Annotated in this window: 11 protein-coding genes; 9 read left to right on the plus strand and 2 right to left on the minus strand. The window is 73.0% G+C overall.

What is annotated here, in order from left to right; translation table 11 throughout:
• The first annotated feature begins 189 nt into the window (after positions 1–189).
• The 6 genes from ACTMTJ_RS28175 (at position 190) to ACTMTJ_RS28200 (ending at position 6,991) form a co-directional block, all read left to right on the plus strand.
• Positions 190–1,494, plus strand: coding sequence for an extracellular solute-binding protein (locus ACTMTJ_RS28175; RefSeq protein WP_441221150.1), 1,305 nt, complete (start codon positions 190–192; stop codon positions 1,492–1,494).
• A gap of 119 nt (positions 1,495–1,613) precedes the next feature.
• On the plus strand, positions 1,614–2,543 hold the full coding sequence (locus ACTMTJ_RS28180) for a carbohydrate ABC transporter permease (RefSeq protein ID WP_441221152.1): 930 nt from the start codon (positions 1,614–1,616) through the stop codon (positions 2,541–2,543).
• On the plus strand, positions 2,540–3,376 hold the full coding sequence (locus tag ACTMTJ_RS28185) for a carbohydrate ABC transporter permease (protein WP_441221154.1): 837 nt from the start codon (positions 2,540–2,542) through the stop codon (positions 3,374–3,376). Before ACTMTJ_RS28180 ends, ACTMTJ_RS28185 begins: the two co-directional genes overlap by 4 nt.
• 126 nt (positions 3,377–3,502) lie before the next feature.
• Positions 3,503–4,717 carry a sensor histidine kinase gene (locus ACTMTJ_RS28190; RefSeq protein WP_441221429.1) on the plus strand — a complete coding sequence of 405 codons (1,215 nt, stop codon included), beginning with the start codon at positions 3,503–3,505 and terminating at the stop codon, positions 4,715–4,717.
• A 242-nt stretch (positions 4,718–4,959) separates the two neighbouring features.
• Positions 4,960–5,598 (plus strand): response regulator, encoded by a 639-nt coding sequence (locus tag ACTMTJ_RS28195; protein ID WP_441221431.1) that lies wholly within the window; start codon positions 4,960–4,962, stop codon positions 5,596–5,598.
• A 232-nt stretch (positions 5,599–5,830) separates the two neighbouring features.
• Entirely contained in the window at positions 5,831–6,991 is a 1,161-nt protein-coding gene (locus tag ACTMTJ_RS28200; protein ID WP_441221156.1) for a hypothetical protein, read from the plus strand.
• A gap of 181 nt (positions 6,992–7,172) precedes the next feature.
• Here the strand turns inward: ACTMTJ_RS28200 and ACTMTJ_RS28205 are convergent, their stop codons facing one another.
• Both ACTMTJ_RS28205 and ACTMTJ_RS28210 read right to left on the minus strand, forming a co-directional pair.
• Entirely contained in the window at positions 7,173–8,666 is a 1,494-nt protein-coding gene (locus ACTMTJ_RS28205) for a glycoside hydrolase family 43 protein (RefSeq protein WP_441221433.1), read from the minus strand.
• A 75-nt stretch (positions 8,667–8,741) separates the two neighbouring features.
• Entirely contained in the window at positions 8,742–9,866 is a 1,125-nt protein-coding gene (locus tag ACTMTJ_RS28210; RefSeq protein ID WP_441221158.1) for an endo-1,4-beta-xylanase, read from the minus strand.
• A gap of 187 nt (positions 9,867–10,053) precedes the next feature.
• On the opposite strand from ACTMTJ_RS28210, the gene ACTMTJ_RS28215 reads away from it, so the two are divergent.
• From ACTMTJ_RS28215 to ACTMTJ_RS28225, 3 genes are all read left to right on the plus strand, one after another.
• On the plus strand, positions 10,054–11,067 hold the full coding sequence (locus ACTMTJ_RS28215) for a LacI family DNA-binding transcriptional regulator (RefSeq protein WP_441221160.1): 1,014 nt from the start codon (positions 10,054–10,056) through the stop codon (positions 11,065–11,067).
• 317 nt (positions 11,068–11,384) lie between these two features.
• Entirely contained in the window at positions 11,385–11,708 is a 324-nt protein-coding gene (locus ACTMTJ_RS28220; protein WP_441221162.1) for a BatC protein, read from the plus strand.
• The gene (locus ACTMTJ_RS28225) at positions 11,708–13,165 is read left to right on the plus strand and encodes a cupin domain-containing protein (RefSeq protein ID WP_441221163.1); all 1,458 of its coding nucleotides are present in this window, start codon (positions 11,708–11,710) and stop codon (positions 13,163–13,165) included. The genes ACTMTJ_RS28220 and ACTMTJ_RS28225 overlap by 1 nt, the downstream gene beginning before the upstream one ends.
• Positions 13,166–13,290 lie beyond the last annotated feature (125 nt).

Consider the following 13,290-nt stretch of genomic DNA (forward strand, 5'->3'; position numbering starts at 1 on the left):
CTTGTATCCGCCCAGCGATAGGGCTTGACCGCTAGTTCACGTCGTCGTAGCGTGCGCCACATCACCTTGAATTATCGGGCCGACGCCGAAAACTTCCGGGCACCTGGCGTCGGCTCCGCGACTGGCCTATCGGACCCACCACGGCCGCGAGCGAGCCGTTACGCTCCGGCCCACCCGAAGGGATGGCACATGACGACCCCCTCATACTTCTCGCGCCGATCGGTCCTGGGCCTCGCCGGCCTGGGCGCCGGCGCGGCGCTGCTCGGCGGCTGTGGCGACGACGGCTCCGGCGACTCCGGCAACAGCGGGGGCGGATCGGCCACGATCGACTGGTGGCACATCTCCAACGTCGACCCGATGCTGACCACGTGGGCCAACCTGGCCAAGGACTTCCAGACCGCCAACTCGGGCGTGGAGATCAAGATCACCCCGTTGGAAAACGAGGCCTTCAAGGCGAAGCTGACCACCGTCACCCAGGCGGGCACCCCGCCGGACATCTTCCACTCGTGGGGCGGCGGCGTGCTCAAGCAGCAGGTCGAGGCGGGTCTGGTCAAGGAGATCGACCTCGGTGACGCGGCCGCCAACATCAACAAGAACGGCCTGGACATCTACAAGGTCGACGGCAAGCAGTACGGCGTTCCGTTCGACCTCGGCATGGTCGGCTTCTGGTACAACAAGGAGCTCTTCGACAAGGCCAAGATCGCGGCGCCGCCGGCCACCTGGGGCGAGTTCATCGACGCGGTCGGCAAGCTGAAGACCGCCGGTGTCACGCCGATCGCCCTGGCCGGCTCGGAGAGCTGGACCGCCCACTTCTACTGGGCCTACCTGGCGATCCGCGTCGCCGGCGTCGACGGGCTCGCCGCGGCGGCCGCGGACGGCTCGTTCGACCAGCCCGACTTCGTGGCCGCGGGCGCCCGGTTCAAGGAGCTCATCGACCTCGACCCGTTCCAGAAGGGCTTCCTCGGCGCCAAGTACTCGGCGACCGACGGCCAGGCTGCCATCATGGGCAACGGCCAGGCGGCGATGGAGCTGATGGGGCAGTGGGCCCCGACGACCGAAGCGGCGTACTCCACCACGAAGAAGGGCATCGGCGAAAAGCTGGGCTTCTTCCCGTTCCCGGCGGTCGACGGCGGCAAGGGCTCGCTCGAAGACGCGTTCGGCGGCGGCAACGGCTTCGCGCTCGGCAAGGACGCGCCGCCGCAGGCGACCGAGTTCATCAAGTTCCTGCTCTCGGCCGACAGCCAGCGCAAGGGTGCGTCGAGCGACTCGATCCTGCCGGTGACCGCGGGCGCCGAAGACGCGCTCAAGGACGCCAACCTCAAGTCGGTGCACGCGGCCATCGCCAAGGCGCCCAAGTTCCAGCTCTACCTCGACCAGGCTTACGCGCCGGCGGTCGGCACGCAGGTCAACGACAGCGTCGCCGAGCTGGTGGCCAAGAAGGCCACGCCGGAGAAGGTCGCGCAGGACATCGCCAAGGTCGCGAAAAACCAGTAGCCGCTTTGAAAACGACGACGCAGGGGCCGGAAGGACGGCTTCCGGCCCCCTCTTCCCACCGGACCGCCACCCGCGCCGAGGCCCGCCGGGGGCTCGCCCCCGACCAGCTTCGGCCGCGGGTGGATGGTTCGCTGCGCCGACGCCGCCGCCTCGACAAACTGACCGTCGCGCTGTTTCTCGCCCCCGCGCTGGCGATCTTCGCGGTGCTGGTGGTCGGGCCGATCGCGCTCGCGATCTACACCAGCCTCTTCAAGTGGAACGGGTTCGGCGGGCTGCCGGAAAACTTCGTCGGCCTCGACAACTTCCGCCGGCTGATCGAGGACGACATCTTCATCGGCGACCTCAAGCGCGGCCTGATCCTGGTGCTGCTCTCGGTCTTCGTGCAGCTGCCGGTCGCGCTCGGCCTCGCGCTGCTGCTCAACCAGCCGCTGCGCGGGCGGGCCTTCTACCGCCTGGTGTTCTTCGCGCCGTACGTGCTCTCCGAGGTCATCACGGCCGTCCTGTTCACGATGGTCTTCTCGCCCAACCAGGGCCTGACCAACCAGCTGATGTCCGCGATCGGCCTGGAAGGCCTCCAGCAGGAGTGGCTGGCCGACACCTCGACCGTGCTGTACGCGCTGTTCTTCGTGATCAGCTGGAAGTACTTCGGCCTGCACATGATCCTGTACCTGGCGGGGCGGCAGGGCATCCCGAAGGAGCTGACCGAGGCGGCGGTCACCGACGGCGCGGGGAGCTGGCAGGTGTTCCGCCACGTGACGCTGCCGCTGCTCGGCCCGACGATCCGGATCAGCATCTTCCTGTCGATCATCGGTGCGATCCAGCTCTTCGACATGGTGTGGGTGCTCACCGGCGGCGGCCCGATCCACGCCTCGGAGACCATGGCGGTCACGATGTTCCAGTACGGCTTCCGCCGCTCCGAGGTCGGGTACGCCAGCGCGATCAGCGTCGCGATGTTCCTCATCAGCCTCGTGTTCGCGCTGCTCTACCAGCGGTTCGTCATGCGCCGTGACATCGAGGGCGCCATCACCACCATGCGGGAGAAGCGATGAGTACGCGGTCCGGGACGCGGGTGCGCCACTTCTGGCTGCACGTGATCGCGATCGTCGTCGGCGCGGGCGTCATCGTGCCGGTCGCCTTCGGCGTGCTGGGCGGCTTCAAGGACAACGGGCAGCTCTCCAACAACCCGTTCGCGCTGCCCAGCCCGTGGGTGCCGGAAAACTACACCAGCATCCTGCGCTCCAGCAGTTTCTGGCGGCCGCTGTTCAACAGCACGCTCATCGCGGTGGCCACGGTGGTGCTGCTGGTGCTGGTGGCCGCGATGGCCGCGTACGTCTTCGCCCGCTTCAACTTCCGCGGCCGCGAAGGCCTCTACACGCTCTTCGCCGCGGGGCTGATGTTTCCGTTCGCGGTGGCGATCCTGCCGCTGTTCGTGCTGCTGCGCGAGCTGAGCCTGCTCAACAGCCCGCTCGGCGTGATCCTGCCGCAGGTCGCGTTCGGGCTGCCGATGACGATCATCATCCTGCGCGCGTTCTTCCGCACCATCCCGGGAGAGGTCGAGGAGGCGGCGATCCTCGACGGCTGCACCCCGTTCGGCTTCTTCTGGCGGATCCTGCTGCCGATGGCCCGGCCGGCGCTCGCCACCGTCTCGGTGCTGGCGCTCGTGGCCAGCTGGAACAACTTCATGCTCCCGCTCGTCGTCTTCACCGACCCGAGCTGGTGGACGCTCCCGGTGGGCGTGCAGCAGTTCCAGGGCCAGTACGCCTCCGACACCGCGCGCATCCTCGCGTACGTGGTGCTGGCGATGATCCCGGCGCTCGCGTTCTACGCGGTCGCGGAGCGCCAGCTCGTCGGCGGCCTCGCGTCGGGCGCGACGAAGGGCTGAGCTCCCGTCCCGCCCGCCGCTCCGCGGGGGCGGCGGGCGGGAGCGGTGGGCCCTCGTGACCGGGCTCGGCGCGCGGGGCGGCGGCCCTCGCGACCGGGCTCGGCGGGGAGAATGGGCCGGGTGAGGATGCCGGCCCCGCTCTCCCCGCTGGTGAGCGGCACGACCTACCGCCGTGGCGTGCACCTGCTGCTCGGCGGCGTGATCCTCCTGCCGTACCTGCTGCTGGGCGTCGTGTTCGCCGACATGCTGGCCGGTCCGCGCGGCGGGCGCACGGCGGCGCTGCTCCTGCTCGTCGCGGCCGCGGCGATCGCCGCCGTGCCGGCCTTCCTGCGCGGCACCCGCTCCCTGGAGATCGCCGCCGCGCGGGCGCTGCTCGGCGTCGACCTGCCCGACCCGCCGCCCGGACCCGTCGCGCGGGAGACCCGGGTGCGGGGCGCGCTCTGGTACGCCACCCACCTCGCCACCGGTGGCGTCGTCGCCGGCGGGCTGCTGGTGGCGGTGCCGATGGCGCTGGTGTTCGCGGCCGGGTGGTTCGGCGTCAGCACCGACGCCACCGACGGGCTGCGGCTGGGCCCGCTCGACGAGGGCGACACCGGGTGGCTGACGCTGGTGGGGCTGATGCTGCTCGTCGCGCTCGTGTACGCGGTGGCCGGCCTCGGCGCGCTCGCCGCCCTGATGGCCCCGGTGCTGCTCGGCCCGTCGACGGCGGAGCGCATCGCCGCCCTGGAGGCGCGGGCGGCCGGCCTGGCCGAGCGCAACCGGCTGGCCCGCGAGCTGCACGACTCGGTGGGCCACGCCCTCACGGTGACGACGCTCCAGGCGGCGGCCGCCCGCGAGGTGCTGGACGCCGACCCCGACTTCGCCAAGCGGGCGCTGTCCGCGATCGAGGAGACCGGCCGGGCCGCGATGGCCGAGCTCGACCACATGCTCGGCCTGCTCCGCGACGGTCCCGCCGCCGCTCGCGCGCCCCAGCCGACGCTCGCCGACCTGGACCGCCTGGTCGCCGACGCCCGGATCGAGGTGCGCCTCGACCGGGCCGGCCCGCTGGCCGACCTGCCGGCGGTGATCTCCCGGGAGGGGTACCGGATCGTGCAGGAAGGGCTCACCAACGCCGCCCGGCACGCCGGCGGCCAGCCGGTGGCGCTGCGCGTGGCCGTGGCGGGTGAGACGCTCGCGATCGAGCTGACCAACCCGGTCGCCGACGGCGCGACAGCCGGCGGCGGGCGCGGGCTGGCCGGCATGCGGGAGCGGGTGACGCTCCTCGGCGGCGACATGACGGCCGGCCGCGACGGCGGCGTCTGGCGGATAGCGGTCCGGCTCCCTTCGGGAGCGGCCCGGTGAGCGCGGGCGACCCTGACGACGCGGCGGGTGCGGGAGGCGCGGCGGGTGCGGGCGGCGCGGCGGGTGCGGGAGGCGCGGTGGGCGCGGGCGGCGCGGCGGGTGCGGGAGGCGCGGTGGGCGCGGGCGGTGCGGATGGCGCGGGCGACCCTGACGACGCGGCGGGTGCGGGAGGCGCGGCGGGCGCGGGCGGCGCGGGCGGCGCGGGCGGCCCGTCGCGGTCGGGTCCGCGTCGGGTGGAGGGCGTGACGCGGGTGCTCGTGGTCGACGACGAGGAGCTGATCCGGGTGGGGCTGCGGGCGATCATCGCGGCCCAGCCGGACCTCGACGTGGTCGGCGAGGCCTCCGACGGCGCGGAGGTGACGCCGCTCGTCGCGAAGCTGCGGCCGGACGTCGTGCTGATGGACGTGCGGATGCCCGACATCGACGGCATCCAGGCCACCCGCCACCTGCTCGCCACCTCGGCCAGCCCGCCGAAAGTGCTGGTCGTGACCACGTTCGAAAACGATGAATACGTATACGACGCGCTCCGCGCCGGCGCCAGCGGCTTCCTGCTCAAGCGGGCCCGGCCGGCCGAGGTGGTCGACGCGATACGCGTGGTGGCGCGCGGCGAGTCGCTGCTCTTCCCGGCGGCGATCCGGCGGCTGGCCGGCGCCTACGGTGCGCGCCGCCGCCTGCCCGGGCCGGCCCTCACCGAGCGGGAGGCCGAGGTGCTCCGCCTCGTGGCGGCCGGGCACTCCAACGCGGAGATCGCCGCCGACCTCGTGCTCGGCGTGGAGACGGTCAAGACCCACGTTGGCAACGTGCTCGCCAAGCTCGGCGCCCGCGACCGCACCCAGGCGGTCGTGCTCGCCTACGAGTCCGGGTTCGTGACGCCGGGCTGAGCTCCCGGGGGAGGCGGCTCCCGTTCCCGGCCGGGTTCGTGACGCCGGGCTGAGCTCCCAGGGGAGGCGGCTCCCGTTCCCGGCCGGGTTCGTGACGCCGGAATGAGCTCCCAGGGGAGGCGGCTCCGGTTGCCGGCCGGGTTCGTGCCCCTGGGTGACTCCCTCGCGCGGGGGAGGCGGTTCCCGTTCCGGCGGGAGGTGTCGACGGCGTGCGCCCGCGAACGTGAGAGGCATGACCAGATCTCACGCCGCCGCGGCCTGGGCCGCGCTCTACGGCACGCTCGCGCTCGTCTGGACGGCGACCGGACGCGGCTTCCCGTTCGGCACCAACGACCCGGCGGGCGACGCCTCGCTCCTGCGCGGGCTCCCGGCCGAGGTGGGCGCCCCGCTCTTCGCGGTGGTGCTGCTCGCGACCGCGGTCGCCGCGCTCAGCCTGCCCACCCTCAACCCGCGGGGCGCCGCCCGCACCGCCCTGCTCGCGGCGGGCTGGTCCGTGGTGGCGGTGCTGCTCGTGGTCGTGCCCGACATGCGCCTGCTGGCCCGCGCCGGCTACGCGCCGATGCTGATCGTGGGTGCCCCGTTCGGGTGGCCACCGGTCGATTTTGCCGACGTGTTCACCTGGCCCGTGATCAACATGGCGGTGAGCGTGCTCGGCGGGCTGCTGCTGGCGCGGGCGCTGCTCGCCTGGCAGTTCCGCACCGCCGGCGCGTGCGTCTCCTGTGGACGGAAGGGCGGCACGGCGTCCGCGGCGCGCGTCGCCCGGTGGGGGCGGCGGGCGGCATACACGGCCGTCGCGATCCCGGTGCTCTACGCGGTGACCCGCTTCGGCTGGCTCGCCGTCGTGCTGCTGGGCGTGGTCGAGCTGGACCCGGCCGACTTCGACGACGACTCGGTGGTGTGGGCCGGGGCGGGGCTGGGGGCGTTCGCCTGCGTGGGCGCGGTGCTCACGCTCGGCCTGGTGCAGCGCTGGGGCGAGGTATTTCCCCGCTGGATGGTCGGGCTGGCCGGCAAGCGGGTGCCCGTCAAGCTCGCCACCGTGCCCGCGACGGTCGTGGCCATCTTCATCACCTCGGCCAGCCTTGGCCTGCTCAGCTCGGGCGCGATGAGCCACCTCGGCGACGAAGGGGTGTGGCTCGTCGCGCCCATGCTGCTCTGGCCCGTCTGGGGCGTCGCGCTGGGCGCGGCGACACTGGCCTACCACCTCCGCCGCCGCGGCACCTGCCGGGTCTGCGGCGCCGGCGACCAGGAAGCGCCGACGACCGCGTCGCCCACAGTGCGCGGCGCTGGCGGTCAGGGAGCGTCGATAACCGCGTCGCCCACAGTGCGCGGCGCTGGCGGTCAGGGAGCGCCGACGACCGCGCCCGCGGCGGGCTCACGATCATCGGCGCCGTGAGCGGAGCCGCGGATTGGGCTTGGCGCGCGGAGGTGGCAGTGGAGGCCGGGGGTTTCGGCTCGCCCGCGAGCCGCCGGCCGGAGCGGTCTCCGGCGGGAGCGGCGGTCCGCCGGTGACGCGGACCCGGGAAAGGAAATCAGGGGTGCTCCGGGTCCGCCGCGAACGGCGGACCCGGAAGCCGCTAGAGGTCGTCGCCGTCCTGTTCGTAGGCCAGCCAGTCGAAGCGGACCGTGCCGGACACCGCGTACATGCCGATGACCCGGCCGGTGAAGCCGCCGGCGACCTGGGTCGACAGGTAGCGACCGTCGAGCTCGTCGAGCACGACGAAGCGGCCGGTCGGTGTCTCGTAGCCCAGGCGCACCACGTCCGGCTCCTGCCTCGGGTGGTCGGGGCTGGGGCCAGACGGCTGGGTCTCCACGCGCAGCACGACCGGGCCGTCCGGCACCGGGCCGGCCGAGCGCCACCGGTCGAGCGCGCCGACCCGGGCCCGCACGCCCACCTCGCCGCCGCCGGCCTCGACCTCGTAGTGGTGCTGTTCGTCGAGGCGTACCGCCAGGCCGCCGCGGCCCTCGGCGGCGTCGACCAGCGCGCGTACCCGGCAGGCGTGGTGCTGCTGGCGGCGGCCGATGAACGACACCGACGGGTCGTCGAGCGAGCCGTCCTGCGCGTGCAGGGTGAGCCAGCCCGGGCGGTCCTTGAGCGACCAGGCGTGCGCCGGCCGGGAGCGGATCGAGATCCAGCACGGGCGCAGGTCGGCGCCGTCGAAGTCGTCGCGGGCCGGTGGCACCGGCACCGGCTGTGGCGGGAGGCCGCCGCTCATCCGGGTGTCCACCTCGCCGACGACCGGCCAGCCGTCGACCCAGGTGACCGGTGCCAGGAACGTCTCCCGCCCGAGCACGTGCCAGCCGGGTGGGCCGCCGCGCGGTCGGGTGCCGAGGAAGACCAGCCACCACGAGCCGTCGGCCGCCTGGACCAGGTCACCGTGGCCGGTGTTCTGGATCGGGTGGTCGGTGCTGCGGTGGCTGAGGATCGGGTTGTGCGGGCAGGGCTCGAACGGCCCGTCCGGCGCCGGCCCGCGGGCCACCGAGATGCCGTGCCCGGAGTCGGTGCCGCCCTCGGCGATCAGCAGGTACCAGGTGCCGTCGACCTCGTAGAGGTGCGGGGCCTCGGGCCACTGCGCGCCGGGTGTGCCGGACCAGATCTTGCGGGGGGTCTCCAGCGCGGCGCCGGTCGCGAGATCGACCCGGACCTGCTGGATGCCCATGAACGTGCACCAGGCGGTGCCGTCGGCGTCCCAGGCGAGGTCGGGGTCGATCCCGACGTCCGGCAGCCACACCGGGTCGGACCACGGGCCGGCCGGGTCGGTGCTGGTCACGACCAGCGTGCCGGCGTGCGGCACGACCGACGTGATCAGGTGGAACCGGCCGTCGTGGTAGCGGAGCGTGGGCGCGTACACGCCGCCGGAGGAGGGGGTGCTCGGCGGCAGGTCGAGCTGGGTGGTGCGGTCCAGCGCGTTGCCGATCTGCTCCCAGTGCACGAGATCCTGGCTGCGGAAGACCGGCACGCCGGGGAAGTACTCGAAGCTGGAGCAGGCGAGGTAGTAATGCCCCCCGACCCGGCAGATGCTCGGGTCGGGGTGCATTCCGGGGATGACGGGGTTGGCGAAGGTGCCGATCGGATCCTCCCGTCCGGTGCGTCACACGGCACCCCGTGGGGTGGGTGCCTCTTCGCTAGTCTGGCCCGCCGGCTATCAGCCGGCCAATGCCAGGGTCTGGCTTACCGTCTGGTACGCGGGCTTCTGCCCGTAGTTCTCGTCGAGCAGGTTGGCCGCGCCCTGGCCGGTGAAGACCCCAGGTACCCAGGAGTACTTGTCGGTGAACCCCCAGACGGTGAAGGACGTGCACCGCTTGGCGAGCAGGCAGGCGCGCAGCAGGATGCCGTACCCGTTGGCCTGTGCCTGGAGCTTCGGGTTGTCCGGCGGCATGACCATCCGCACGTCGACCTCGGTGAACGAGGTCTCCAGGCCGAGGGCCTCGAAACGCTGCACGTTCTGGAGGGCGCGGCCGTCGAAGCCGAACTGCACGCCGAGGTGGCCCTGCATGCCGAACCCGTGGATCGGCACCCGGTCGGCCTTCAGCTGCTGGACCAGCGCGTAGTACGCGTCGGCCTTCGCGTTGAGGCCCTCCACGTTGTAGTCGTTGATGTACAGCTTGGCCTTCGGGTCGGCCTGGTGGGCCCAGCGGAACATGTCCGCGATGTAGCCGGGGCCGAGCTTCTGGAGCCAGATCGTGTCGCGGAGCTGGGCGTTGTCGTCGATCACCTCGTTGACGACGTCCCACTGGTAGATCTTGCCGCGGAAGTGGCCGGCGACGTCGAAGACGTGCTGCTTGAGGATCTGGCGCAGCTCGGTGGCGTCGATGTCGCCGGACGCGACCCCGTCGGTGAGCCAGGTCGGAAGCTGGTTGTGCCACAGCAGCGTGTGCCCGCGCACGCTCTGGCCGTTGGCCTTGGCGTACGCGACGAGCTGGTCGGCGGGCGCGAAGTTGAGCACGCCGCGGGTGGGCTCGATCTCCGACCACTTCATGACGTTTTCCGCGGTGACGCTGTTGAACTCGGTCGCCACCTTGTCGTTGTAGGTGGCGTCGTTGGCGAGGGCCGACATGTCGACGGCCGTGCCGATCTTCATCCCGGTGCGCTTGGCGAGCTCCCGGAGGGTCTTGCTATCGGCGGCAACCTGTGTCGCGGATTCTTGCAGGATCGCCCCCGGAACGGCGGGGACCGAAGCGACGGGCGCGGCCGGCGCACCTGTCGCGTTGAGGGAGACGAGGACGGCCGCGGCAACAGCGGCGCCGGCGACCACGCGAGTCACCTTCATGGATTTCCCTTTCGGAGTAAGCTTCCGGAACACTTCCGTAACTTGTTCGGAACGCTATGCGTGTCGATGCGGGCCGTCAAGCCCTGGAAGTGCGACAGGATGGGCCTCGGAAGGCTGCCGGAGGGTCGAGTTCGGCTCGGAAGTGTTTCGGTCGTACGCTGGCCTCCTTAAGACGAAGGAGCGGAACGTGACGGTCGACGAGGGGCGCAGGATCACCATTACGGCGATCGCGCGCGAGGCCGGCGTGTCGGTGCCGACCGTCTCGCGCGTGCTCAACGGGCGCTCGGACGTGGCGCCGCAGACCCGGGAGCGGGTCGAGGAGCTGCTGCGCCGGCACGGATACCGGCGCCGGGCGGCCCGGCCGCGGGTCAGCGCGAGCCTGATCGACCTGGTCTTCAACGACCTCGACAGCCCGTGGGCCGTGGAGATCATCCGGGGCGTGGAAGACGTGGCGCACGCGGCCGGCGTCGGCACGGTGGTGTCCGCGATCCACCGGCGCACCGCCTCCACCCGGCAGTGGCTGCAAAACCTGCGTACGCGCGCGACGGACGGCGTGGTGCTGGTCGCCAGCGACCTCGCCCCGCCCGTGCACGCCGAGCTGCGCCGGCTCAACGTGCCGATGGTGCTGGTCGACCCGGCCGGCGTGCCGACGCTCGACATCCCGACGATCGGCGCCACCAACTGGACCGGCGGGCTGCGCGCCACCGAGCACCTGATCTCGCTCGGCCACGAGCGGATCGGCTTCATCGCCGGCAGCCCCTCGATGCTGTGCAGCCGGGCCCGCCTCGACGGCTACCGGGCCGCACTGGAGGCGGCCGGCCTGCCGATGCACGAGGAGCTCATCCAGCCCGGCGACTTCTACCACGAGTCCGGGCTGGAGGGCACGAAGGCGCTGCTCGCGCTCGACAAGCCGCCGACGGCGATCTTCGCGTCCAGCGACCAGATGGCTTTCGGCGCGTACGAGGCGGTCCGCCAGCGCGGCCTGCGCGTGCCCGACGACGTGAGCGTGGTCGGCTTCGACGACCTGCCCGAGGCACGCTGGTCGTCGCCGCCGCTGACCACGATCCGGCAGCCGCTCGCCGAGATGGGGCTGCTCGCCGCGCGCACCGTGCTGCGGCTCGCGCAGGGCGAGGCGGTGGAGACGCCGCGGGTCGAGCTCGCGACCGACCTGGTGGTGCGCGACAGCACGAAGGCCCGATAAGTTCCGGGACGGCGGGTGCCACCGCCCTTCCGTTACGCGCCGGACGATTTCCGGGAGATTACCGGTACGTCATTGACGTACGGGGGTCGGCAATCGATACTTGGGAACGCTTCCATTGATGGCGGTGAGCGGGAAGCCTTCCATGGACCGGGCACGGCGCGACAGACTGCCCAGCTGCCGCGCCGTGCCCCTCTTTGTTGAACGCCCGTGTCGGATTTGTCATCCCTTAGCCGGTCGAAAGCCCCTACGTTAGAAGTGTGTGTGGCCGGGTACTTCGGGGGCCCGGCACGAGGGTGACACGACATAGGGGGGCACCGATGCGAATCGACGAAGACGACTTCAACAGCAGCGGCGGCGGCAGCGGCGAGGGCCCGGCCGACGGCGGTGCGAACCCGCTGGGCCGTGACGGCGGCGCCGACGGTGGCGCGGGCGAAGGTCCCGCGGACGGCGGCGCAAACCCGGCCGGCGTTGACGGCGGCGCGGACGGCGGAGCCGGTGGCGAGGGCCCGGCCGACGGCGGCGCGAACCCGTCCGGCCGCGACGCCGGCGCCGACGGTGGCGCGGGCGAAGGCCCCGCGGACGGCGGCGCCAACCCGCAGGGCCAGGACGGTGGCGCCGACGGCGGCGCCACCAACTACTGATGGACACGGCGGTTCCGGACGGCGCGCCGGGTGGGACATCTCGCCCGGCGCGCCTCGGGTCTTCGCGGCCGGCTTTTTCGCCGAGGGCCGCGGGCGCCGCGCCGCAGGGCGCCGCCTCGCGGGAGGCGGGTGCGGCGCGCTCGGCTTCTCCGCCGGCCGCCGCGGGGCAGCCGGCCGCCGCGCGGCATGAGGCCGCCTCGCCGAAGGCGGGTGCGGCGCGGCCGGCGCTCGCGCGGTGCGTGGCGGTCGAGCCGGCGAAGTTCGCCGGCGCCTACTGGGGCCGTGCGCCCGTGCTCTCCCGGGCGGCCGAGCTGGCCGGCGCGACCGGCTTCCACGACCTGCTCAGCCCCGCCGACGCCGACGAGCTGCTCAGCCGCCGCGGCCTGCGCACCCCGTTCCTGCGCGTGGCGAAGGACGGCGCGGTGCTGCCCGTGTCCCGCTACACCGGTGGCGGCGGCGCCGGCGCCGAAGTCGGCGACCAGGTGCTCGACGAGCGGGTGCTCGCCCTCTACGCGGACGGCGCCACCCTTGTCCTCCAGGGCCTGCACCGGCTGTGGCCGCCGCTGGTCGACTTCGCCCGCGAGCTCGGCGGGCAGCTGGGGCAGCCGCTCCAGGTGAACGCGTACCTCACGCCCGCCGCCAGCCAGGGCTTCGCCACCCACTACGACACGCACGACGTGTTCGTGCTCCAGGTCGACGGCCGCAAGCGGTGGCGGATCCACGAGCCCGTGGTGGCCGACCCGCTCGAACGCCAGCCGTGGGGCGGCCACGCCGACGAGGTCTCGGCGGTCGCCGACGGCCCACCCGCGCTCGACGAGGTACTCGAGCCCGGCGACGCGCTCTACCTCCCGCGCGGCTGGCTGCACAGCGCCGCCGCCCAGGACGAGCCGTCGCTCCACCTCACCGTGGGGATCAAGGCGCTGACCCGATACGCGCTCGTCGAGGCCCTGCTGGAGCTTGCCGCCGAGGACCCGAGGCTGCGGGCCACGCTTCCGTTCGGCCTCGACCCCGCCGACCCCGACCAGGTCGAACCCGAGCTGACCGAGACCGTGGACGCCCTGCGCGACTGGCTCGGATCAGCCCAGCCCGGCCCGGTCGCCGACAAGCTCCGCGCCCGCGCCTGGCCGGCCGCCCGCCCCGCGCCGATCCGCCCGCTCGCCCAGGCGCGGGCCGCCGCCGCCCTGACCCCGGACGACCACGTGACCGTCCGCCCCGGCCTCAAGTGGCGCCTGACCGCCGAGCCCGACGACCGCGTCGCGCTGCACGCCTTCGACCGCACGGTGACCATGCCCGGCGGCTGCGCCTTGGCCCTGCGCGCCCTGCTGAGCGGCGGCCTCACCCGGGTCGGTGACCTGCCCGGCCTCGACACGGACGAAGACCGCCTGGTGCTCGCCCGCCGCCTGCTGCGCGAGGCCATCCTGATCCCCGGGCGGCCATCACCACACATGGAGATGTGAGCTACCGCGACGTCCGCGGTGGTCCCGACCGTCGCTCCCGCGGCCGCACCCGTCCGCCGTTGGTCATCTGGACCCCCTCCAGGGGGACCAAAAGACCACGATCACCAGGATTTGCCTACCCTGTC

Origin of the sequence: Phytohabitans sp. LJ34 (genome assembly GCF_052068095.1) — a bacterium.
Lineage (GTDB): Bacteria > Actinomycetota > Actinomycetes > Mycobacteriales > Micromonosporaceae > Phytohabitans.